The organism is Pseudonocardia sp. EV170527-09 (assembly GCF_008369905.1).
Taxonomy (GTDB): Bacteria; Actinomycetota; Actinomycetes; order Mycobacteriales; family Pseudonocardiaceae; genus Pseudonocardia.
Genome location: NZ_VRMC01000094.1, coordinates 1 through 22,163, shown reverse-complemented (window position 1 = coordinate 22,163; position 22,163 = coordinate 1). Strand labels below are relative to the sequence as shown.

Here is a 22,163-nt window from a genome sequence, read left to right as displayed (position 1 = left end):
GTGAACAGCTTCAACAAGCCGTCCGGGCCGGTCAGTTCCAGCCCCCGCGCTCGGGCGTCGGCCACCATCGCCGCTGCGGCGGCCTGCTCGGGCGAGAACCGCCGACCCGAACCCGTCTCGTTCTCAGCAGAGCCCATAGGGTCTGATGTCATCACTCACAGTGCCCATCCCGCCGGACGCTGAGGTCCGGCGTGTCGGGCCGGAACCACCGTTCGTTGCACAGGCCCGCCACGGCCCGCCGGGCCTCCTCCAGCGCCCGGCGGACCGCGGTCACCGCACCGGCGGTGTTGTCCGGGGTCCCCTTGACCCCGGTGGTGCGGGTCAGGGCGGTCCCGAGGTGGTCGACCCGGCCGTGCGCGTCGATCGAGGCCACGCAGGCCTCGGTCGTCGAGTTGCCGATGTCCACGCCCACGACCAGCCGCGAGCCGTCCGTCCCGTGCACCGTGTCTCCTTCAACCCGCGTCGACCGATGCACCGAGGGTGACCTCGACCGGACGCACCCCGTGGCGGATCTGCTCGAACTCCTTGAGGTGCAGCAGCGCCGCCTTGGCCTGCCAGCGGGGACGGGCCATCTGGTCGTTGCGGGTCGGCACCGGCTGCGGCGACTCCCCCTTGGCGTACTGGGCGGCGTTGGAGCCGATGCCGCGGAACACCTCGGCGTCGAGCAGCGGCGACTGCGGGAACAGCTCCAGGTTCGACAGCCGGGCGAGGTCCTTCTGGTGGATCATCGTGGTGCCCCGCGACAGCAGACCCACGCAGATGCCGGAGCCGGACAGCTTCGCGCCGGTGTGGGCGATGGCCGCCAGGTCGGCGGTGTCCCACACCCGGATCAGCCGCGAGGTGACGCCCTGCTCCTCGATGCCCGCCATGAGCTGGCGGAGCACCTCGGCGTGCGGGACGTTCACGATCGTGCGGGTGAAGAACCCGGCGAACGCCGGGGACACCGCGATGACGACCTCGTCGGGGCGGGTGCCGCGCTCGGCGGGCCCGACCTCGGTCAACGACAGCGGGGTCGGGGCGGGGTTGTCGGTCGCGATGCTCACGAGACCTCCTCCTCGGGGTTCTCGGCACTGGTGACGTGACGCAGCTTCTTGAGGGCGTTCCACCGCTCGCCGGTCAGGCGGTAGCCGGTGCCCGGGCCGGCGTAGTCGTTGGCGTCGTTGATGGCGGCCTGCGGGACGAAGTTCTCGTCGAGGATCGCCGAGGTCTGGAGCAGGTCGCCCGACACCCGCTGGCGCAGGACCTGCAGCAGGTTCTCCGCGACGTCGTGGAAGCCGGTGCGCTCCAGGATCCTGACCAGGTCGAGTCCGGTGATGCCGCGGTCCATGACCGACTGGGCGCCCTTGAGGTCCTCCAGGACCTCGCGCAGCGGGTAGTCGGCGCTGGAGTTGGCGTAGGTGGCCGCCTCGATCTCCTCGTCGGTGATCCGCGGCAGGTCCAGCTCGGCGAACACGGCCTGCATCGCGCGGGCGGCCTTCTCCCGCACGGCGAGGATCTCCGGCTCCCGGACGTGGCGCAGGCCGCCGTCGATCTGCAGGTCGCGCTGGATGGTGTTCCAGTCGTCGTAGTCCTCGACGTCGAGGTTCGACCCGAGGAACAGCATGGAGCTGCCCTCGGCGTTGCCCATCTGCACCTCCGACCCGGTGCCCGAGGTGAAGCGCATCTTGATGCCGCGGGAGGCGTAGGCGCTGGCGAGGAACGACTTCGACCACGGGGTGTCGTCGCCGTCGACGAACACGGACTCGGTGCCGTAGACCGAGATCGTCTCGGCGTAGCCGGTGATGCCGCGCATGCCCAGGTCGAGCTCGGTGGCCTCCTCCAGCGCGCACTGGGTGATGACGCCGCCGCGTCCGGACTGGGCGCCGACCTGCAGGCCGATGGCGACGAGCGGGGCGTAGCGCAGGACCCCGAGGGTGGTCTCCATCTCGGCGAAGCCGCGCAGCGCGGCCTCGGCGGCGTCGGCCGCGACCTGGATGGGGTTGTCCCGGGCGCTGGTGGAGTGCGCCTGGTTGGCGGGGCTGCGGCGGGCCCGCATCTTCTGCATCGACATCATGATCTCGACGACGTTGAGCAGCTTGACGACGTCGAGGAGCTTGGCCGGGGTGAGGCCGCGGGTGATGTCGAGGAGCTCGGCCCGGGTCACGCCCGGGTCGACGAGCATCCGGGCGATGTCGGTCGAGGGGATCGCGGTGGCGCGCTCGGCGACCTCGACGTCGATCGCGTGGTCGGCGATGAACGTGTCCATGAAGTCGAACGCGGCGCGCTCGCGCCCGTCCATCTCGACGATCACGCCGTTCTCGACCCGCACGCTCGGCGAGGGGTCGAAGTCGCTCTCCATCGCGACGAGACCCTTCTCGGGCCACTCCTCGACGAACCCGTCGAGGTTGACCGGGCGGGACTCGAGCATGTCGGTGCGCTTCGAGGTCCTGGCCCCGGTCGCCGGGGTGGCCGCCTCGGGCAGGGTGCTGGTCATCGGTCAGTCTCCTTCGCGGGCGAGCAGGTCGCGGGCCGCGTAGACCTGCGCGGCCTCGCGGACGAGCGCGGCGCAGGTGGTGGCGGCGTAGTCGTTCTCCAGCCGGTCGGCGATCTCCGCGAGCCGGGCGGCCGACGACGCGCGGGGCCGCAGCGCGTTGTAGATCGCGAGGACCTCCTCATCGGGGACGGTGGTCAGCTCCGCGGCGCGCCGCATGTTCTCGGCGAGCTGGCGGCGGCCGACGGCGTCGGAGATCTCGCCCTGCAGCGTCAGCGTCTCGGCCGAGATGCGGAGGTCCTCGTTGCGGATCTCCCCGGACACGACGGCGGCCATGGTGACCTCCGAGAGCGGCCGGCCGGTCGGGGTGCGCAGCAGGTCGGGCCGCTGCACGGACAGCGGGTAGTCGGCGGGGCCGAGGGTGGTGCTCATCGGGTCTCCTCCAGGCGGGACGCCACGGCCGGCTCGGCCGGGACCTCCGGGTGCGGGATGCGGCCGACCGGCACGTCGCCGGTGGCGGCGGCCTCCAGCTCGGCAGGGGCGAGGAAGCGCTCGACCAGCAGGACGAACGCGCCGCCACCGATCAGGCCGCCGAGCAGCGGGGCGACGATCGGCAGCCACCAGTACGGGACGCCGGTGCTCGTGACGAACGCGGTGTCGTACCCGGAGACGAACGAGGCCAGACGCGGGCCCAGGTCACGGGCCGGGTTGATGGCATAGCCGGCGTTGGCACCGAAGGCGATCCCGATGCCGACGACCAGGAAGCCGATCATGAACGGAGCCATGTTGGCGCCGGGCGGGTTGTTGAGCGCGTTGGTCAGCGCGAAGATCACGAACACCAGCAGGGCGGTGCCGACGATCTGGTCACCGAACGCGGCGAGGATCGAGACGTGCTCACCGGGCAGGGTCGAGAAGATGGTCTGGGTGGCGACGGTGTGGCCGGGGTCGACCGCCGCGATGGGGCCGGCGTAGACGGCACGCACGACCAGGGCGGCGAGGAACGCGCCCGCGGTCTGGGCCAGCCAGTAGGGCGCGACCTTGCGCCGGGCGAAGCCCTTGAACACCGCCAGTGCCAGGGTGACGGCCGGGTTGAGGTGGGCGCCGCTCACCCGGCCGGCGACGTAGACGCCCATGGTGACCGCGACACCCCAGCCCCACACCAGCGTCGACCAGTCGCCCGCGGCGCCGTCGGAGGTGACGACCTGGGCGACCGTGCCGCAGCCGATGAGGATCAGGACGAACGTCCCGGCGAACTCCGCGGCGAGCTCGCCGGCGTCCCCCCGGCTCACGCCAGTGCCGCGACGGCGGCCTCGGCCACCGTCACGTCCTGCTCCACCGAGCCCGCGCTGACCCCGACCGCGCCGACCAGCTCGCCGTCGCGGTGGACCGGGATGCCGCCGCCGAAGGCGACCATCCCGCCCGCGGTGTGCTCCAGGCCGTAGAGCTCGGCGCCCGGCTGCACCAGCGGGGTCAGCGCGGCGGTCGGCAGGTCCATCAGGATCGAAGTGCGCGCCTTGCGCTGGGCGATGTCGATGCTCGCGCGGATCGCGCCGTCCTGGCGGGCGAAGGCCAGCAGATGACCGCCGTCGTCGACGACCGCGACGTTCATCGGCTGGCCGATCTCGGTCGCCTTCGCCAGTCCGGCGGCCAGCGCCTTCTCGGCGTCCTGGAGGGTCAGTCGTGCCATCCGGGCCTCACTCCTCGTCGAGTCGGGCGACCCGGTCCGTACCGGGTGCGTCGACGACGCTAGGAGCGCGGGCACCCGCGAGGTATGAGGAGTCTCCCTACCTCACCCCCACCCCCACACCCTCCGGGGAGGGCCGTCCGGCCCAGCCGTCCGGCGCCCGGACGCCTCGATCGTGCGGGGTGACCGTGTGGGGTGACCGTGTGGGGTGACCGTGTGGGGTGACCGTGTGGAGTATCGGAACGCCCTCGCCCGGGGGATCCGCGGCGGGTGGCCGGGTGTGCTCGGGGAGCCGGGAATGCTCAGGTGGCCGCGCCGAAGCGGGCGAGCATGGTCCGGTTGCGGGCGCCGGTCTTGCGCAGCACCGCGCCGACGTGCTTCTCCACCGTCTTGACCGAGATGGCCAGCCGGGTGGCGATCTGCTTGTCCGCCAGGCCCTGCTCGACGAGCGCGCGGACCTCCCGTTCGCGCAGGGTCAGCAGGTGCTGGCCGCGGGCCGGCTGCAGGCCCGTGGGGGGCGCCGCGAGCGGACCGGCTGCGTAGGGGGTGGGTGGATCGGGCCAGCAGGCCCGCACCCGCGTCCCCCAGCCCGGGACGCTGTCGATCTCCAGCCGGCCACCCGCGGCGCGCACGGTGGACTCGACCCGGTCCAGCCCGGACCGGGGCGCGGTGACGGGGTCGAAGCCGCGGCCGTCGTCGTCGACGAGCAGGCGGACCTCGCCCGCCTCGAACGCCAGCCCCACCCGCAGCGTGCCCGCGCCGGAGTGGAGCACCGCGTTGTCGAGCAGCAGCCGCGCGACCTCGCGCACCCCGGTCGCGACGACCGGGTCCGGCACCCGCTCGGTGCCCAGGGTGACGACGCCGCCCCGGGCCCCGAGCGCGCGCAGGGCACGGTCCAGCTCGGCCCGCAGCTCGGGGAGCAGCCGGTGCCCGGCGTCCGCGGTCGCAGCGACCGGGGCCTCGGTGAGCAGCCGCACCGCCATCACCGCGACGGCGGCCTGCGCGGCGAATCCCTCGACCGCGGCGACGTCGCTGGCGGAGAAGGATCCACCCCCACCGAAAGCACAGGCCCCGAGCAGTTCGTCGTCCCACCAGAGGGGGGTGCCGAGCACGTCCGACCTGCCGGGGCCGTCCCCCTCCATCAGGAGGGTGCGCGGTTCCCGGACCAGCCGGGCCAACACGTCGTCGACCGGGGGCAGGGGCTCACGGTGGACCACCGGCGCCCGGTCACCGAGCAGCGTCACGGCCCCGCCACCTCCGCCGAGGCGCTGGGTGGTGCGCCGGACGAGGTCGTCGAGGAGCGGCGTCACACCCCGGTCCTGCACCGCACCGTGAGCGAGGATCACCCGGTCCTCCCGGTATCCATCTTGCATCTATGCCGCGTCCTTGGGGATGAACGGTAGGGACGTCGACCGGGGCGGGCAAGCCTCTCGGATCCGGGGCGGGCGCGGTCAGGCATGATTCGGACGTGGACGACGGGTCACGGGCGGGCGGGACCGCCGCCGAACGGGCGTACCGGTTCACCAAGGCCGGCATCCTCGACGGGACCCTGCCCGCGGGCGAGCTCATCAGCGAGGGACAGGTCGCGCGGCCGCTGCAGCTGAGCCGGACCCCGGTCCGCGAGGCGTTCCTGCAGCTGCAGGCCGAGGGGCTGCTGAAGCTCTTCCCGAAGCGCGGTGCGCTGGTCGTGCCGGTCTCCCCCGGCGAGGTGGACGCCGTGGTCGAGGCCCGGGACGTGATCGAGTCGCACGCGATCGCCACCGTCGTCGGGGTCGACGACGAGACCCTCGCCCACATCGCCGCCGCGATGGACGCCGCGATCGAGGACCAGCTCGCCGCCGTCGCCTCCCGCGACGAGCTCGCCTTCGTCGAGGCCGACCGGGCGTTCCACACCGTGCTGGTGCGGGCCGGGTGCCGCAGCATCCTGCTGGAGGTCTACGGCTCGCTGCGCGACCGGCAGCTGCGGATGAACATGGGCGCCCTCGGCGGGCGCTTCCCCGGCCGCGCCGAGCGTCTGGTCTCCGAGCACCGGCAGCTGCTCGCCGGGCTGCGCGCCCGGGACACCGAGGCGGCGGTGGCCGTGCTGCGGGTGCACCTGGCCGGCACCCGGGCGTCGGTGCTGGGCACTCCCCCGGTGAGCGTCTGACCCGCCGGACTCAGCCCCGCAGCACCCGCACGACGACCGTCCGGCTGGCGCGGTCGTGCCAGCCGCGGCCGTCGGCGTCGCGCAGGAACGGCGGCAGCACCACCGCGATCATCGCGGTGCGCAGCAGCGCCCGCGGCACGCCGACGTGGGTCGCCATGTCGGTGCGCGCGACGCGCATGCCCAGTGCGAGGTGCCCCGGCGCGGTGCCGAGCACCGACACGGTCAGCGCGGTGATCACGAACCAGGTCCCGAGGACCCACCAGCCGAACTCCGGGGAGCCGAGCGCGTCGACCCCGGCGACCAGCAGCACCAGCAGGTAGGCCAGGAACCAGTCGAGGACGACGCCGGCGATCCGGCGCCCGAACCCGGCGACCGAGTAGTGGCCGGTCGCGGGCAGCCCGAAGCGCTCTCCGGGGTGTCCGGCAGGGGTGGAACCTCCTGCGGATGAACCGGGGAGCCAGGACTCGATCCAACGGGCCATGCTCTCTAGCGTAGGCGGCGTAACCGCAGCACCGAGCGGGACCGGACCGGACACCGATGACGAACGTGATCGATCTCGCGGTCGGGTCAGTTAACGTCGGTGAAACAGATGAGTGATGGGTGAGCAACACGCCGCTCCTACCGTCACCCACGATCTCCACCAGCGAATGAAGGAGCCCGAGAGAGTGTTCAGCAACGCCGAAGAGGTACTCAAGTACATCTCGGACGAGAAGGTCGAGTACGTCGACATCAGGTTCTGCGACCTGCCCGGCGTCATGCAGCACCTCACCGTCCCCGCCAAGACGGCCGGCGACCTCCTGGAGAACGGCGCCGCCTTCGACGGCTCCTCCGTCCGCGGTTTCCAGGCGATCAACGAGTCCGACATGGCGCTGTTCCCGGACACCACCACCGCGCGCGTCGACCCGTTCCGCAAGCACAAGACGCTGAACATCAACTTCTTCGTCCACGACCCGATCACCGGCGAGCCGTACTCCCGGGACCCGCGGAACGTGGCCCGCAAGGCGCAGGAGTACCTGGCCGCGTCCGGCATCGCCGACACCGCCTACATGGCGCCCGAGGCGGAGTTCTACGTCTTCGACTCGATCCGGTTCGGCACCGACCCGCACCAGGCCTACCACCACATCGACTCCGCGGAGGGCTGGTGGAACACCGGCCGCGAGGAGGTCGGGGGCAACCTGGGCTACAAGGTCAACTACAAGGGCGGCTACTTCCCCGTCCCGCCGGTCGACCACTACGCCGACCTGCGCGCCGACATCGTCACCGCGATGCAGGCGTCGGGCTTCGAGGTGGAGCGCGAGCACCACGAGGTCGGCACCGCCGGCCAGGCCGAGATCAACTACAAGTTCGACACGCTGCTGCGTGCGGCCGACGACGTCATGCTCTTCAAGTACCTGGTGAAGAACGTGGCGTGGCAGAACGGCAAGACCGCCACCTTCATGCCGAAGCCGCTGTTCGGCGACAACGGCTCGGGCATGCACGTGCACTCGTCGCTGTGGAAGGACGGCCAGCCGCTGTTCCACGACGAGTCCGGCTACGGCGGCCTGTCCGACACCGCCCGCTACTACATCGGCGGCCTGCTGCACCACGCTCCGTCGCTGCTGGCGTTCACCAACCCGACGGTGAACTCCTACCACCGCCTGGTCCCGGGCTTCGAGGCACCGGTCAACCTGGTCTACTCCGCGCGCAACCGCTCGGCCTGCATCCGGATCCCGCTGACCGGTGACAGCCCGAAGGCCAAGCGCGTCGAGTTCCGCTGCCCCGACTCGTCGGGCAACCCGTACCTGGCGTTCTCGGCGATCCTGATGGCCGGTCTCGACGGCATCAAGAACAAGATCGAGCCGCCGGCGCCGATCGACAAGGACCTCTACGAGCTCCCGCCCGAGGAGGCCAAGGACATCGCGCAGGTCCCGTCCTCGCTGGGTGCGGTCATCGACAAGCTCGAGGCCGACCACGACTACCTGCTCGAGGGCGGCGTGTTCACCCCGGACCTGATCGAGACCTGGATCTCCTACAAGCGGGAGAACGAGATCGACCCGCTGCGGCTGCGCCCGCACCCGTACGAGTTCGCCCTGTACTACGACGTCTGACAGATCATGGCGTCTGACCTGGTAGAACAGGGTCAGGCGCCATGATCAGGCCGTTACCAGGCCGTCCAGCGTCCACACGACCGGCCCGTTCTCCCCTGGCTACTCGGGGGTGGACGGGCCGTCGTCGTCCCCGGCCGCCAGGACCGCGTCCACCGCCCGCCTCGTCCGCGCGGCGCGGGTCCACGCGAGAAGTGGGACCGTCACTGGATCACCGTCGAGGTCTCGCCACGGCAGCGTCATGGGGAGTGGTGGGTACTTCTCGATTGTTCTGTCGCGCCACTCGCAGAACGCCGCCCTGAACGTCGTCGAACCCGACACCGAATTCCTCCTCTTGACGGAGCCGACATCCCGCTCCACATGCGAGCGCCAACCGACGTGCTGCGCATGGATCGCGACGAAGGCGCTCGTCGTCAGCAGCGGCAGGCCTTCGCCAGTCCCCGTTGCTGGAGCTTCCGCCCCCAGCCCTGCACCGCTGGCCGGACCGATGGCGCGTAGTTCGACGTCACCACAGTAGGGGTAGACGTGCGCGCGCAGTCGTGCCATTGACCTGCGAACTTGCGGAAGGAGCTTCGACCGGCGGTCGGATCGAGTCAGCGAACCTTGTAGCGCGGGCCGACTCCGAGCTACTCCGTGGGTCGGCGCCATCATGGTCGCGACCGGTCTGCTGCTGACGCTCTGGAGCTGGTACCTCGACCGTGCCCGGTCACGTCGGGACCGGGCGCTCACCGAGGATCACCGGCGCACCGCAGACGCACCGGCCAGCAGCACGGGCGTGGGGTCCGCGTCCTAGAAGACGGAGGCGAGGGTCAGAGTTGGGATCCTGACGATCGCCGCTGGGCGCAGATCGCCGGGATCGCTCCTACGACGTGTGATCTGCAGCGGTTGCGGGAGTTCTTCCCGTCGCGCCTGGTCGGGTCGTGGGCTTCACAGCCGAGATGGTCGGTGATCTCACCCGCGAACGCGGACTCCAGAACCCGCTTGGTCAGCTGCCCGATCTGCCCGTTCGCCCCCGGTCAGGTCAAGCCCGTTCACACGGGCCCGACCGGCGAGCTGAGCGAGCACGCGTGATCGCGACGGCCTTCCCCACGAGCCCTACCTCTCTCGGCCACCTGCCTGACGTCGTGTGGTCGGCGCCGGTCCACGTCGCATGAGATCGGTGCTCAGCGCACCTCCTGTCCACCGATCCATACGCCGCGGATCTCGCGAGTGGCAGCGATGTCGACTGTGGGGTCGCCGTCGACGAGAAGCAGATCGGCACGGTATCCCTGTCGGATGCGTCCGCGGTCGGAGAGACCGAACACCTCGGCCGTGGTCGCGGTAGCGGACGTGAGAGCCTCGGCAGGAGTGAGGCCAGCGTCGACGAGCAGCTGCAGCTCATCGTGCAGAGCTGCACCGTGCTCGATGGTGTTCGGGGCCGTCGGGTCACTGTTGGCATCGGTGCCGGCGAGGATCTTCACACCGGCCCGCCGCAGTACCCCCACCGTGTCGGAGGAGTTCGCATAAGCGATCCTCTTCGGCTTGACGGGTGCGGGGAACCGCTCGACGAGCTTTTTCATCATCACCAGGGTGGGCACCACTGCAAGCCCCTCGTGCTTCATAACCAGCGCGTCCGTCTCGTCGAGCGCCGCCGTAAGCGGTGTGTGGGTGAGGACGTCGGCTCCAGCCCGGATTGCGGCCTGGAAGCTCCTGGTCGACGTCGCGTGGACACACACCAGGACACCGACCGCGTGAGCTTCCGCCACGATCGCCGACACGGTGGCCTCGTCCAGAGGTTTCGGCTTGAACGGAAGGCGCTCCTCCAGAACGATCTTGATGTGGTCGACCCCGTCAGCGATGCGATCGGCAACGAACCTCCGCGCATCTGATGGCCCGTGGACAACGCTGGACGAGGGGTAGCCCATCTTCGACACGGCGCGACCTCGCGGCGCACACGCCACCGCACCGGCGCCGCGCAGGTCGGCCAGCCCTGCACGCCCACGCAACGCCGCCGCCCAGTCGGGGCTTCCCATGTCCAGCACGGACGTGACACCCCATCGTCCGTACGCCTGCAGCTGCTGGACCGTCTCGACGTGCACGTGCGCGTCGATCAGCCCCGGGAGTAGGACCGCGCCATGTCCGTCAACGACCTGCGCGTCGTCCGAGTGCGTTGCGATCAGGCCGTCGACCACGGCAACATCGACAGGAGCACTGAGCTCTCCACCGTCGAAGACCCGGACGTCTCTCAGGACCAAGCCGCGCCCCATGCGCATCCTCTCGTTGTGCCGAGCCCGTACTGGACACGACCCAGAAGGACTTTAGGCCCATTCCGGGCGATCGTGCGGGAGGCTGCGGCCTTCTACTACAGGGAGGTCCTCCGCCGTGGTACGGCGCGGCGTCATGCGCGAACGGGGCTCGATGCGGTGTGCGATCTCCTGGTCAAGCCTCGCCCACCGAGCAACGGTCAGGACCACACAGCGCCACACCTGCTGATCATCGGACTGCCCCTGACCGACCTCTGCAAGAAGTACACCCCAGGCCGTCCTCAGGCCGTGAGACGGGCCACCTCGTCGAGGCGTTCGGGACGTCAGAGACGTTCGACGCGGTCGGCCTGCGGGCCCCGGTCGCTCTGGCGCACCGCGTAGCGGACCCGGTCGCCCTTCTGCAGCGGCTCGGCGTCGCGGATCACGGACACGTGGACGAACAGGTCGTCCCCGCCGGCGTCCGGGGAGATGAACCCGAAGCCTCGCTCCTCGTCGTAGCGCACGACGACGCCCTCGCCGCCCCGTGCCGGAACGTCCCGCGACGCCGGTCCGGCGGCGGGAGCGGGCCGCCGCGCCGTCGAGGGCTCGCCGCTGCGGACCAGGTGCACGTCACGGGCCTGGGGCCCTTCTCCGCCTGCGCCACCTCGAAGGCGATGCGGTCGCCCTCCGCGAGCCACGTCAGTCCCTCGGCCAGTGCCCTGGCGTGGACGAAGACGTCCTCGTCGCCGGAGTCGGGGGTGACGAAGCCGAAGCCCTTGCCCTCGTCGTACCAGGTCACCGTTCCGTCGGCGCCGTCGTCGCCGTCCGCCTCGCCGTTCGCGGCGGGCAGGCCCGCCCCCTCCCCCAGCGGGATCACGTGCCCGGCCTGCGGGCCGCGCTCACCCTCGACGATCAGGAAGGCCACCCGCTGACCCTCGGCGACCACGCCGCCGGTCACGATGGCGGAACTGTGCACGAAGATGTCGGCGCCGCCGCCGTCCGGCGTCGCGAAGCCGTAGCCCTTGGCCGGCTCGTACCAGCTGACGGTGCCGAGCAGGCCCACGGCGCTGCCGGCGGCCGCGTCGGCGGTGACCCGGACGCGCAGCGCCTGGGGGCCGCGGTCGTTCTCGCCGAGCTCGAACTCCACGGCCTGGCCCTCGCGGAGCACGGGTGCGCCGCCGCCCCCGACGATCTCCGAGGCGTGCACGAACACGTCCGGCGAACCGTCCTCGGGGGCGAGGAAGCCGAAACCCCGTTCGGCGTCGAACCAGCGGACGGTCCCGTGCGGCATGAAGAGCTCCAGATCGGAAGGGCGGATACCTGCCCAGTCTCCCCGACGGCCCTCGCGGTGCGACGGGCCGGGCCCACCAAGAGGCGGGACGAGCCGGCCTCCGACACCCGGCACCGAGATGCCGCGGGAGATGTCGGGCAGCACGCTCATCGACGCGAGCGCGACCGCACAGAGGAAGCGGGGGAACCACCGAGGACCGGTCGACGAACGCCCCTCAGCCGTGCCTCTCCGACCCTCGACTGAACAGCAGGACGTCGAACGAACCGGTCCGCGGCGCAGGTCGACCCAGCGGATCCGGCAATGGATGCGCGGCCCGTTCAAGTACCGACATCAGCGTGGCGAGTTCCTGAGAGGACTCCTCGGCCAGCAGGTTCTCGGCGTAGTCGATCACCACCAACAATCCGGAGGCCGGGCGCCCCACTCGATCCCCGAAGACGGCCCCCAGGTGCCCATCGTCGATCTCCAGCAGCTCCCTGAGGCACTCGTCGAGCGCGTCGTAGTTCTGGCCGTAGTAGCCCGGCAGCTCGAGAGCGTCCCCCAGACTGCGGAGCGCATCCTTGTACGTGCGACACCGTTGCCCCTGGACCAGGACCCGGTGGATTCCCCTCCGTCGCGCGACCCGTGCGACAGCAGAGTCGATCACCCGGTTGTACTGCGACCGGCGCAACCAGTCGCCGTCCGCCGCATCCTTCGTCGACAGCTCCATTCCTGCGACACGCGAGATCTCAGAGTGAACGTCGAGCCAGAACTCCGACGTGGTCGACAACGCTTCTCCCCCTACACGGCATGCACAGAGAACTGGAGGACGTTCTCGCCGTGACAGCACGGCACGTCCTCCTCGATCGACCGGGCCGCTACCCGCCTCGCTCGCAGGATCGGGCCCGCACATACGTCGGAGCCCGCCCGAAGAGTTCCGGGCGGGCTCCGACGAGGGTGTTACGCGCGTGTCAGGCGCGAACCTTGCGGCCCACGATCACGCGGTAGATCGCCAGCAGGATCAGCGCACCCACGATGGCGAGCAGCCAGGTGGAGATGTTGAAGAACCCGCCGAGACCGACGCCGAACACGGCGCTGCCGATCCAGCCGCCGAGCAGGGCTCCGACGACACCCAGGATCAGGGTGATGATGATTCCGCCCGGGTCCTTGCCCGGCATGATGGCCTTGGCGATGGCGCCCGCAATCAGCCCCAGCACGATCCACGCGATGATGCCCATGTCTGTCTCCCTCGCTTACGGTCCGTTCGTGACGAACCGAATCTGACCGGTCGGCATCGAGTGACCCGTGGGGGTCGTGGCGAAACGTCCCCGGTGGTCACCGTTCGGATGCGATCAGGCGACGACAGGACGTCGGCCCGCTCCGAACGGCACCGTGGAGACGCCCGGTGCCGCCGGTGTACACCCGTCGCCACCACGCAGTTCCCGATGTCGTGTAGGACGTCGACGACGCTAACCACCGCCGGTCACGGGAACATCGCGGAACACCCCTGCCCCACCATCAGGTGCCGGAGTTCCCACGGTCGGGGTCCTCCCGGATGCACACGCGTCACGCGACCGGCACGACCGAGCCGGCGACACCCGCTCGTGGTCAGGGCCGCTCGGAGCATCCCAAACGCGGAATCGGTGCAGTGATCCTCTCACCGACCGCGTCCGCGGACTCGTTGACAGGAGTGGAACTCGGATGCTTGACTCAGAGCTACCGTGTTCCAGGTCACACGGAGTGCGGGCCACGCCGGCCCACCTACTCCGTTCGATGACATCGACCGGGTGTCCAAGGAACGGCACCGGCCACGCGCGCACCGCAGCCTCGCTCCGTGCCCTCCGGGGCGACCACGCACGTGCACGATCCTTCCTCGGCGGCAGGATCGTGTCCCCTCCGCGTCCCCGGGTTGACCTCGTCGCCCGGGGGCGCGGCACATACAGGAGCTACTCGCGGGAACTACCCGCCGGAAGTACTCGCGGGGACTACTCGGCGCCGGTGACCGCGACCAGACCGGCGGCCTCGATGCCCGCGACGGCGGCCGCCTCGTCGTTCAGCGAGGCGTCGCCGGTCACGCCGACGGCACCCAGCAGCGTGCCGTCGGCGTCCTTGACGAAGACACCGCCGGGCACGGAGAGGATCTTGCCGCCGGCGAGGTTCGCCACCGAGGTGAAGAACTCCGGGGAGTCCGCGGCGCGCGCGGCTATCGCGCGGTTGGTCATGCCGAGGGCGAGCACCCCGCTGGCCTTGCCGACGGCGAGGTCGGGACGCAGGAAGCCCGAGCCGTCCTGGCGGGCCAGCGCGACGATCGCGCCGCCCGGGTCGAGCACGGCGACCGTGAGCGGGTTGAAGCCCTGCTCGGTGCCGTGGGCCAGGGCAGCGGCGGTGATGGTCTGGGCCTGCTCTAGGGAGATGGTCATGCCGGGAACCCTGCCATCACCCCCGCGGGCACGCCCACTCCGGCCCCACGCACCGGGCGGGGCGGCGGTCAGCGCCGGGTGAGGCCGACCAGCGGGATCCTGCGGTCGGTCCGGCGCTCGTAGTCGGCGAAGCCGCCGTTGTTCTCCTTGATCCACGTCCAGACGCGGTCGCGGTCGGCGTCGTCGAGCTCGGCCGCGTGCACCTGGACGGTCTCGACCGCGCCGTGACCGTCGGCGATCTCGGCGGTCACGTCGGGGTGGGCGAGCAGGTTGTGGAACCACGCGGGGTGCTTCGGTGCGCCCGCCGCGGAGGCGACGACGACCCAGCGGTCGCCGTCGGCGAACCAGCGCAGCGGCGCGATGCGCTCGGTGCCGCTCTTCGCGCCGATGTGGTGGACCAGGATCATCGGCAGCCCGGTGAACGGCTCCCCGACCCGGCCGTCGTTCTCGCGGAACTCGCGGATCACCCTGGTGTTGAAGTCCTCTGCCATGGCCCCATGCTGTCAGGCCGGCGCCCCGCCGGGGGCGAACACGACCCAGCACGCGCCGAGCGTGGCGGCGACCGCGAGGAGGACGAACAGTGCCGCCCACGCCCCGCCGCCGAGCGGGGTGAGCTCGGCGAGGCGATCGGCGTCGGAGTGACGCAGCCTGCCCCCGCGACGACCCCGGCGCAGCTCCAGGCAGGCCTTCACCCCGCCGAACAGCAGGAACCAGGTCAGCGCGGCGGCGAACCCGGTGCGCAGGTCGGCCGGGGCGCGCAGCGCGACGAGCACGAGCACCGCCCCGGTGGCGACGACGGCCAGCCCGCCGTAGAGGTTCCGGATCTGCAGCAGCGTCGCCGCGAGCAGCACCACGGCGATCCACAGCATCGCCTGCGCGGCGTCGGCGGCGACCAGCACCGCGCCGCCGAGGCCGAGCAGCGGCGGGAAGACGTACCCGGCGAAGAACATCGCGACCACGCCGGGCCCACGCCCGGCGCCGGTGGAGTGCGTGACGCCGGAGGAGTCGGCGTGCAGCCGGATCCCGGCCAGGCCGCGCCCGACCAGCACCGCGACGAGTGCGTGACCGCCCTCGTGGGCGATCGTGACCGCGGTCCGCGTCAGCCGCCAGGTCGGCCGCCACGCGACGACCACCAGTGCCAGCAGCGCGGCCAGCAGCGACGCCGGCCGGGCCGCGACGAGCTCGTACCCGCGGGTGATCACGTCCAGGTCTGCCACGGCCCCAGTGAACCAGCGGGGTCCGGTCAGACCGCGCCGAGGATCTCCTCGACCGCCTCCAGCGCCGAGTCGGTGTCGTCGGCCAGGTACATGAGGTCGACGAAAGCGTGGTCGACGTCGGTGTCGGTGCCGGCCCGGCGCACCAGCGCGGCCGCGTCGGCGACGGTCTCCCCCGGCTTCGGGTTCACCCGCAGCACGGCGCCGACCGCGTCGGCGGGACGGCCCGCCGCGGCCGCGGCGGCGCGCAGGTCCGCCCAGGGCACCGAGACCGCGGCGTCGAGGTCGGTGACGTCGGAGGTGAGGACCGGCAGGAACCCGTCGGCCCGTTCGGCGATCCGCCGCCGCGCCCGGGGGGCTGAACCCGGCGAGGTAGACCGGCACGTGCTGCGGCCTGGCGTGCACGTACGACGGTGCGACGCTCGCGAACCGGCCGGCGAACTCCACCGGGTCGTCGTGCCACCAGGCGTCGAACAGGTCGAGGGTCTCGTCGAGCCGGGCGCCGCGCTCGCGCATCGGGACACCCACGGCGTCGTACTCCTCGGGCGACCAGCCGGTGCCGAGCCCCAGCAGCAGCCGGCCGCCGGACAGGTTGTCGATCGTCGCCGCCTGCTGGGCCAGCAGCGCCGCCGGGTACCAGGGTGCGTTGAGCGTGCTGGTACCGAGCTGCACCCGCGCGGTGACCGCGGCCGCAGCGGTCAGCAGCGCCAGCGGGTCGTGCGCCGCGGTGAACTGCTCGGGCACGCTGCCCGGGCCGCCGGGCCCGCCGCCGTAGCCGACTGTCGGGTCGACGGCCACCAGCAGCCGGTCGCCGGCCCACAGGCTCGCCGCCCCGCGCTCCTCGGCGCCCGCGGCGAACCGCATGGTCCCGTCCACGTGGGCAGCGGCCGCACCGAACTGCGGGATCCCGAATCCGATTCGCACTTGACCTCCAGTCGCTGGAACCCCCGAGGCTGTACCCCGTGACCGCACCACGTACCGATGACCACCTTGTCACGCTGACGATCGGGCAGCTCGCCCGGCGCAGCGAGGTTCCCGTGCGCACGCTCCGCTTCTGGTCCGACGAGGGACTCGTCCCCGCCGACCGCAACGGCGCGGGCCACCGGGTCTACGGACCGGCCGCGGTCGCACGGCTCGACCTCGTGCGCACCCTGCGCGAGCTCGGGCTGGGCCTGGACGACGTGCGCGCCGTGCTGTCCCGCCGACGGGGGGTCGGCGAGATCGCGGCGGCACACGTCCGGGCCCTGGACGACCGGATCCGGGAGCTGCGGGCCCAGCGCGCGGTGTGCACGTTGCTGGCCCGCACCGGAGACGGCGACATCCGACCCGACGAACGGAGCGTGACCCTGATGAACGACCTCGCCCGGCTGTCCGCGGCCCAGCGGCAGCACCTGATCGACGACTTCGTGAACGAGGCCTTCGCCGGCGTCGACGCCGACGCGCCCGGCGCGGGCATCGCCACCGCGATGCGGTCGATGCCGGCCGAGCTGCCCGACGACCCGACCCCCGAGCAGGTCGGGGCCTGGGTGGAGCTGGCCGAGCTGGTCGGCGACCCGGGCTTCCGAGCCCGCTGCCGGGAGATGGCCGTCGCCGGCGCCACCGTCTCCGAACACCGCGAGCGCCAGGCCGACCCGGCCGCGGTGGCCGAACACGCCGGGGGCGCACTCGCCGCGGGGGTCGACCCGGCCTCACCCGCGGCGGCCGCGGCGCTGGAGCGGATCCCCGGCGTCGCAGGGCTCTCGGTGGCCGACCGGGCCGCCTGGGCGGACACGGTCGACCTGTTCGCCGACCGCCGCGTCGAGCGCTACTGGACGCTGCTCGGTGTCCTCAACGGGTGGCCGGCCCGGGAGCCGACGATCCCGGCGTACGAGTGGTTCGCCGCGGCGCTGCGGTCCGCACCCGTCGCTCAGTCCTCGGACCAGCCGTAGAACACCCGCTCGACGACGGCGCGGGCCCGCCGCGTGACGCGCTTGTAGTCGTCGAGGAACTCCCCCGGGTCGCCGCCCGCCGGGTACCCGAGCGCAACGGCGACGGCGGCCAGCTCCCGCCCCGAACGCGGGAGCTGGTCGCCGGGCTTGCCCTTCACCAGCATGATCGCGTTGCGGGCCGCGGTGGCGGTGCGCCAGCCCTCCTCCAGTTCGGCGGCGTCCTCGGCGCCGATCAGCCCGGCCTCCGCGGCCTCGTGCAGCCCCTCCAGCGTCGAGGGGGTGCGCAGCTCGGGGACGTCGCCCGCGTGCTGGAGCTGCAGCAGCTGCACCGTCCACTCGACGTCGGCGAGCCCGCCCAGGCCCAGCTTCGTGTGGGTGGAGCGGTCCGCCCCACGCGGCAACCGCTCGGCGTCGACCCTGGCCTTGATCCGCCGGATCTCCGACACCGACGCCGCCGACAGCCCGTCGGCCGGGTAGCGGATCGGGTCGACCAGCGCGGTGAACTCGCGGCCCAGCGTCCGGTCCCCCGCGATCGGGCGGGCCCGCAGCAGCGCCTGGGCCTCCCACACCTCGCCCCAGCGGGCGTAGTACTCGCGGTAGGAGGCCAGGGTGCGCACCATCGGCCCGGAGCGACCCTCCGGGCGCAGGTCCGCGTCGACCGGCAGCGCGGGGTCCGGGCTCGGCGAGCCCAGCAGCCGTCGCACCCGTTCGACGACGCGGGTCGCCCACCGCACCGCGGTGTGGTCGTCGACCCCCTCGGCCGGCGCGCAGACGAACATGACGTCGGCGTCGCTGCCGTAGCTCGACTCCCCGCCGCCGAGACGGCCCATCCCGATCACCGCCAGGGCGGCCGGGCGCTCGGTCTCGGCGCGGAGCACCGCGTCCAGGGTCGCGGCCAGCACCGCCTCGTTCACCGAGTTCAGCGCCGTGCAGACGGCGTCGACCGGCAGCAGGCCGAGCAGGTCGGCGCAGGCGACCCGCAGCATCTCGTGCCGGCGGTAGGACCGCGCCGACGCCACCGCGATCTCCGGTGTGTTCTGCCGGGCCACGGTGGTGCGCAGCGCCATCGACACCTCGGCCGGGTCCCGGGTGAGCTCCGGGCTCTGCACCCCGGAGGAGGTGGCGAGCATCCGCAGCACCTCCGGAGCGCGGGCCAGCAGGTCCGGGACCAGCGCCGAGGTGCCGAGCAGGGTCATCAGGCGCTGCGCGACCGCGCCCTCGTCGCGCAGCAGCCGCAGGTACCAGGGGGTGTCGGCGAGTGCCTCGGACACCCGCCGGTAGGCGAGCAGGCCGCGGTCGGGGTCGGGGCTGGTCGAGAGCGAGTCCAGCAGCACCGGCAGCAGGGCGCGCTGGATCGACGCGGCCCGCGACACCCCGCCGGTGAGCGCCCGTAGGTGCCCCAACGCCCCCTCCGGCGACGCCCAGCCCAGCGCCTTCATCCGTGCCTTCGCCGCCTCCGGGGTCAGCACGGCGTCGGCGCCGTCGGCGGCCAGCCGGGACACCGCCGACAGCAGCGGCCGGTAGAACAGCTTCTCGTGTAGCCGGGTGACGCGGCGGGCGTTGCGCTGCCACTCGTCGACCAGCACCCCGACGACGTCGCGGCGTCCGTCCGGGCGGATCCGCGCGGCCCGGGCGAGCCAGCGCAGCCCGTCGGTGTCGTCGACGGCCGGGAGCAGGTGAGTGCGACGCAGCTTCTGCAGCTGCAGCCGGTGCTCCAGCAGGCGCAGGAACCGGTAGGACGCGGCGAGGTTGGCGCCGTCGTCGCGGCCGACGTAGCCGCGCTCGGACAGGGCGGCCAGCGCGACCAGGGTGTTGCCCGAGTGCAGGGTGTCGTCGGTCCGGCCGTGCACCAGCTGCAGCAGCTGGACGGCGAACTCGACGTCGCGCAGCCCGCCGCGGCCGAGCTTCAGCTCGCGTTCGCGCTGATCGGAGGGGATGTTCTCGACGACCCGGGCACGCATGGCCTGCACCTCGCCGACGAAGTCGTCGCGGGTGCACGCCTGCCACACCATCGGGTCGAGGGCCTCGACGTAGGAGCGGCCCAGCTCGGGGTCCCCGGCGATCGGACGGGCCTTGAGCAGCGCCTGGAACTCCCAGGTCTTGGCCCACCGCCGGTAGTAGGACACGTGCCCGTCCAGGGTCCGCACCAGCGCACCCTGACGGCCCTCGGGGCGCAGGTTCGCGTCGACCTCGAAGCAGGCCTCCCCCGCGATGCGCATGACCCGCGACGCGAGCTTCGTCGCGGCCGGGGTGAGGTCCCCGCCGGGCTCGGCGACGAACACGACATCGACGTCGGAGACGTAGTTGAGCTCCCGGCCGCCGCACTTGCCCATGCCGATGATCGCGAGCCGCAGCTCGTCCGGCGGGTCCTGCTCGGCCGCGGCCACCGCCAGCGACGCCGCCAGCGCGGCCTCGGCGAGGTCGGCGAGCTGGGCCGCGACGTCGTCGACCTCCATCACCGGCAGCTCCGGGTCCCCGACGGCGGCCAGGTCGGCCGAGGCGAGGCCGAGCAGCTCGTCGCGGTAGGCCGTACGGAGCGCGGCGACGGCCTCGGCCCCGGTCAGCGACGCCCGCGCTCCCCCGACCGTCCCCGGCGTCGGCGCATCCGGGTCGGCGCCGACCGCGCGCAGCAGGTTCGCGGTGCGCCGGGCCAGGTCCGGCGGTGGGTCCCCGCGCTCGGCGGTGTCGGCCAGCAGCGGCCAGCGGTCCGGGTGGCGGACGAGGTGGTCGCCCAGCGCCGTCGACGATCCCAGGGTCGCGAACAGCCGCCCGCGCAGCCCCCGGTCGGTGCACAGCGCCCGGTCGATCGCGGGCCACGGGGCGGTCTGCGCCAGCCGCTCGACCGCGCGCAGCGCGAGGGACTGGTCGGGGCTGCGGGCCAGCGCCCACATGATCTCCTCGCAGCCGGGCACCGGTCCGTCGGTCGCCCACCAGCCCAGACCACGCAGGGTCGTGGCCGCGTCCTCACCGGTGAGGCCGAGCCGGGCCAGCGAGGTCCCCGTGCGACGGTCCATGACCGGTGATCCTGCCCCATCGCGGGCGGCCCTTCCCCCAGGGGCGCTCAGCGGTCAGGCTCGGGGAATGCACGTCCTGATCGTCGGTGGGGGTATCGGAGGACTGACCACGGCCCTCGCGCTGGAGCGGGCCGGGATCGGGTCCACGGTCGTCGAGCAAGGCTCCGGCGCGGGCGAGCTCGGTGTCGGGTTCAACCTGCTGCCGCACGCCGTGCGGGTCCTCGACGGGCTCGGCCTGTCCGCGGAGCTGGCCGAGGTCGGTGTCGCGACCACCGACCTCACCTACGCCCACCGGCTCGGCCGGCCGATCCTGCGCAGGCCCTGCGGGGTGGCGGCCGGGTTCGCCTTCCCGCAGGTCGCCGGGCACCGCGGCCGGGTGCACCGGATGCTCGCCGACGCCGTGCGCGCACGGCTGGGGCCCGACGCGATCCGTACCCGGCACCGGGTCGACGGCATCGAGCGGTCCGCGGACGGCGTCCGGGTCCGGTTCACCGACGACGCGCTGCCCACCGTGACCGGCGACGTGCTGGTCGGCGCGGACGGCATCCACTCCGCGGTGCGCGCGGGCCTGTTCCCCGACGAGGGACCGCCGCACTGGAACGGGGTGTCGATGTGGCGCGGCGCGACCGACTGGCCGGCGTTCCGCGGGGGCCGCTCGATGGTCGTGGCGGGCGGGAACGCGGCCAAGCTGGTGGTCTACCCGGTCGGCGCCGGCAGCGCCCCGGGGACGGTCCTCACGAACTGGGCGGTGTGCATCGCGACCGGCGCCGACGGCGACCCCGCCCCCCAGCGTCAGGACTGGTCACGGCCCGCCGACCGCGACGAGACCCTCGCCCACGCCCGCCGCTTCCACCTCGACGACGTCGACCACCTCGCGCTGGTCGCGGCGACACCGGAGATCTTCGAGTTCCCGATGTGCGACCGCGACCCGCTGCCGCGCTGGTCGCACGGCCGGGTCACGCTGCTCGGCGACGCCGCGCACCCGATGGTCCCGATGGGCTCCAACGGCGCCGGGCAGGCGATCCTCGACGCCGAGTCCCTCGCCCGGCACCTGGCCGCGGGCGGCGACCCGGTGGCGGCGCTGGCCGCCTACGAGGCCGAGCGGCTGCCGATGACCGCCGACGTCGTGCTCCGCAACCGGGCGGGCGGCCCGGAGCGGGTCATCGACGAGGTCGAGCGCCGCGCGCCCGACGGCTTCGACGACCTCGACGCGGTGATCACGCCCGGCGAGCTGGAGGAGATCTTCGCCGGTTACCACCGGGCGTCGGGCAACACCCGCTAGCTGTGATGTCCAGGGAGGTTGTCCCGTCCGGGGGCGGTGAGTCTGGCTGACAGACGAAGGCCTCCGGTTGTGAAGTGGAGCTGTCGAGGAACCGCTTCACCCACCGGAGGCCTTCGTGTCCCACGCTAACGCCGCTCTGACCCCGCGCGCCCGGCTGCGGCTCGCTCAACTCGTCGTCGAGCACGGCTGGACCCACACCGCGGCCGCGACAATGTTCATGGTCTCCGCGCGGACCGCCAAGAAGTGGTCCGACCGCTACCGGGCCGAGGGGCCGGCGGGGATGGCCGACCGCAGCTCACGGCCGAGGTCCTCACCGACGAAGACCCGTGTCGGTCTGGTGCGGCGAATCGTACGGCTGCGCTGGCGGCACCGGCTGGGCCCGGTCCAGATCGCCGGGCGCCTGGGCATGGCCGCCTCGACCGTGCACGCGGT

Annotated in this window: 23 protein-coding genes and 2 pseudogenes; 5 read left to right on the top strand and 20 right to left on the bottom strand. The window is 72.6% G+C overall.

What is annotated here, in order from left to right:
- Positions 1–151: 151 nt before the first annotated feature.
- The 7 genes from FVA95_RS31410 to FVA95_RS23250 all read right to left on the bottom strand — a co-directional run bounded on the left by FVA95_RS31410 (position 152) and on the right by FVA95_RS23250 (position 5,500).
- Positions 152–442 carry a hypothetical protein gene (locus FVA95_RS31410; protein ID WP_149666049.1) on the bottom strand — a complete coding sequence of 97 codons (291 nt, stop codon included), beginning with the start codon at positions 440–442 and terminating at the stop codon, positions 152–154.
- Positions 443–452: 10 nt separating this feature from the next.
- Entirely contained in the window at positions 453–1,043 is a 591-nt protein-coding gene (locus tag FVA95_RS23275; protein WP_226361963.1) for a propanediol/glycerol family dehydratase medium subunit, read from the bottom strand.
- Complete coding sequence (locus FVA95_RS23270; RefSeq protein WP_149666048.1) at positions 1,040–2,473, bottom strand: propanediol/glycerol family dehydratase large subunit; 1,434 nt, start codon at positions 2,471–2,473, stop codon at positions 1,040–1,042. Before FVA95_RS23270 ends, FVA95_RS23275 begins: the two co-directional genes overlap by 4 nt.
- 3 nt (positions 2,474–2,476) lie before the next feature.
- Complete coding sequence (locus tag FVA95_RS23265; RefSeq protein ID WP_020626176.1) at positions 2,477–2,902, bottom strand: diol dehydratase small subunit; 426 nt, start codon at positions 2,900–2,902, stop codon at positions 2,477–2,479.
- Positions 2,899–3,759, bottom strand: coding sequence for an MIP/aquaporin family protein (locus tag FVA95_RS23260; protein ID WP_149666047.1), 861 nt, complete (start codon positions 3,757–3,759; stop codon positions 2,899–2,901). The genes FVA95_RS23265 and FVA95_RS23260 overlap by 4 nt, the downstream gene beginning before the upstream one ends.
- Entirely contained in the window at positions 3,756–4,157 is a 402-nt protein-coding gene (locus tag FVA95_RS23255; RefSeq protein WP_149666046.1) for a heme-binding protein, read from the bottom strand. Before FVA95_RS23255 ends, FVA95_RS23260 begins: the two co-directional genes overlap by 4 nt.
- Before the next feature lie 299 nt (positions 4,158–4,456).
- On the bottom strand, positions 4,457–5,500 hold the full coding sequence (locus FVA95_RS23250) for a LuxR C-terminal-related transcriptional regulator (RefSeq protein WP_161992402.1): 1,044 nt from the start codon (positions 5,498–5,500) through the stop codon (positions 4,457–4,459).
- Between the two features lie 122 nt (positions 5,501–5,622).
- Here FVA95_RS23250 and FVA95_RS23245 point away from each other — a divergent pair, with 122 nt between their 5' ends.
- Complete coding sequence (locus FVA95_RS23245) at positions 5,623–6,300, top strand: GntR family transcriptional regulator (RefSeq protein ID WP_020626172.1); 678 nt, start codon at positions 5,623–5,625, stop codon at positions 6,298–6,300.
- Positions 6,301–6,310: 10 nt separating this feature from the next.
- Here the strand turns inward: FVA95_RS23245 and FVA95_RS23240 are convergent, their stop codons facing one another.
- Positions 6,311–6,781, bottom strand: a complete 471-nt coding sequence (locus tag FVA95_RS23240) for an RDD family protein (RefSeq protein ID WP_149666044.1) — start codon at positions 6,779–6,781, stop codon at positions 6,311–6,313.
- Positions 6,782–6,965: 184 nt separating this feature from the next.
- Between FVA95_RS23240 and glnA the strand changes: the two genes are divergently transcribed.
- On the top strand, positions 6,966–8,387 hold the full coding sequence (gene glnA / locus FVA95_RS23235) for a type I glutamate--ammonia ligase (protein ID WP_020626170.1): 1,422 nt from the start codon (positions 6,966–6,968) through the stop codon (positions 8,385–8,387).
- 1,160 nt (positions 8,388–9,547) lie between these two features.
- Here glnA and FVA95_RS23225 read toward each other — a convergent pair.
- The 11 genes and pseudogenes from FVA95_RS23225 to FVA95_RS33135 form a co-directional block, all read right to left on the bottom strand.
- Positions 9,548–10,555, bottom strand: a complete 1,008-nt coding sequence (locus FVA95_RS23225; RefSeq protein ID WP_240051680.1) for an amidohydrolase family protein — start codon at positions 10,553–10,555, stop codon at positions 9,548–9,550.
- 395 nt (positions 10,556–10,950) lie between these two features.
- On the bottom strand, positions 10,951–11,130 hold the full coding sequence (locus FVA95_RS33160; RefSeq protein WP_240051679.1) for a cold-shock protein: 180 nt from the start codon (positions 11,128–11,130) through the stop codon (positions 10,951–10,953).
- Entirely contained in the window at positions 11,049–11,669 is a 621-nt protein-coding gene (locus FVA95_RS33725; protein ID WP_304627189.1) for a cold-shock protein, read from the bottom strand. The genes FVA95_RS33160 and FVA95_RS33725 overlap by 82 nt, the downstream gene beginning before the upstream one ends.
- Before the next feature lie 30 nt (positions 11,670–11,699).
- Positions 11,700–11,897, bottom strand: a pseudogene (locus FVA95_RS33145) (cold-shock protein); the annotation flags it as partial.
- A 214-nt stretch (positions 11,898–12,111) separates the two neighbouring features.
- The gene (locus tag FVA95_RS23215) at positions 12,112–12,663 is read right to left on the bottom strand and encodes a barstar family protein (RefSeq protein WP_161992401.1); all 552 of its coding nucleotides are present in this window, start codon (positions 12,661–12,663) and stop codon (positions 12,112–12,114) included.
- A 181-nt stretch (positions 12,664–12,844) separates the two neighbouring features.
- On the bottom strand, positions 12,845–13,111 hold the full coding sequence (locus FVA95_RS23210; RefSeq protein ID WP_149666040.1) for a GlsB/YeaQ/YmgE family stress response membrane protein: 267 nt from the start codon (positions 13,109–13,111) through the stop codon (positions 12,845–12,847).
- A 747-nt stretch (positions 13,112–13,858) separates the two neighbouring features.
- Positions 13,859–14,293 (bottom strand): heme-binding protein, encoded by a 435-nt coding sequence (locus FVA95_RS23205; protein WP_020626168.1) that lies wholly within the window; start codon positions 14,291–14,293, stop codon positions 13,859–13,861.
- 68 nt (positions 14,294–14,361) lie between these two features.
- Complete coding sequence (locus tag FVA95_RS23200; protein ID WP_149666039.1) at positions 14,362–14,784, bottom strand: nitroreductase/quinone reductase family protein; 423 nt, start codon at positions 14,782–14,784, stop codon at positions 14,362–14,364.
- 12 nt (positions 14,785–14,796) lie between these two features.
- Entirely contained in the window at positions 14,797–15,510 is a 714-nt protein-coding gene (locus FVA95_RS23195) for a M50 family metallopeptidase (protein ID WP_240051681.1), read from the bottom strand.
- A gap of 26 nt (positions 15,511–15,536) precedes the next feature.
- Positions 15,537–15,773 carry a hypothetical protein gene (locus FVA95_RS33140; protein ID WP_240051683.1) on the bottom strand — a complete coding sequence of 79 codons (237 nt, stop codon included), beginning with the start codon at positions 15,771–15,773 and terminating at the stop codon, positions 15,537–15,539.
- Between the two features lie 136 nt (positions 15,774–15,909).
- A pseudogene (locus FVA95_RS33135) lies at positions 15,910–16,371 on the bottom strand (LLM class flavin-dependent oxidoreductase); the annotation flags it as partial.
- 98 nt (positions 16,372–16,469) lie between these two features.
- On the opposite strand from FVA95_RS33135, the gene FVA95_RS23185 reads away from it, so the two are divergent.
- Entirely contained in the window at positions 16,470–17,435 is a 966-nt protein-coding gene (locus FVA95_RS23185; protein WP_149666038.1) for a MerR family transcriptional regulator, read from the top strand.
- Here the strand turns inward: FVA95_RS23185 and FVA95_RS23180 are convergent.
- Entirely contained in the window at positions 17,414–20,449 is a 3,036-nt protein-coding gene (locus FVA95_RS23180) for a bifunctional [glutamine synthetase] adenylyltransferase/[glutamine synthetase]-adenylyl-L-tyrosine phosphorylase (RefSeq protein WP_149666037.1), read from the bottom strand. The genes FVA95_RS23185 and FVA95_RS23180 overlap by 22 nt on opposite strands.
- A 67-nt stretch (positions 20,450–20,516) precedes the next feature.
- Here FVA95_RS23180 and FVA95_RS23175 point away from each other — a divergent pair, with 67 nt between their 5' ends.
- Positions 20,517–21,731 (top strand): FAD-dependent monooxygenase, encoded by a 1,215-nt coding sequence (locus tag FVA95_RS23175; RefSeq protein ID WP_149666036.1) that lies wholly within the window; start codon positions 20,517–20,519, stop codon positions 21,729–21,731.
- A gap of 115 nt (positions 21,732–21,846) precedes the next feature.
- On the top strand, positions 21,847–22,163 hold a 317-nt coding region (locus FVA95_RS23170), incomplete at its 3' end, for a leucine zipper domain-containing protein (RefSeq protein ID WP_149664620.1).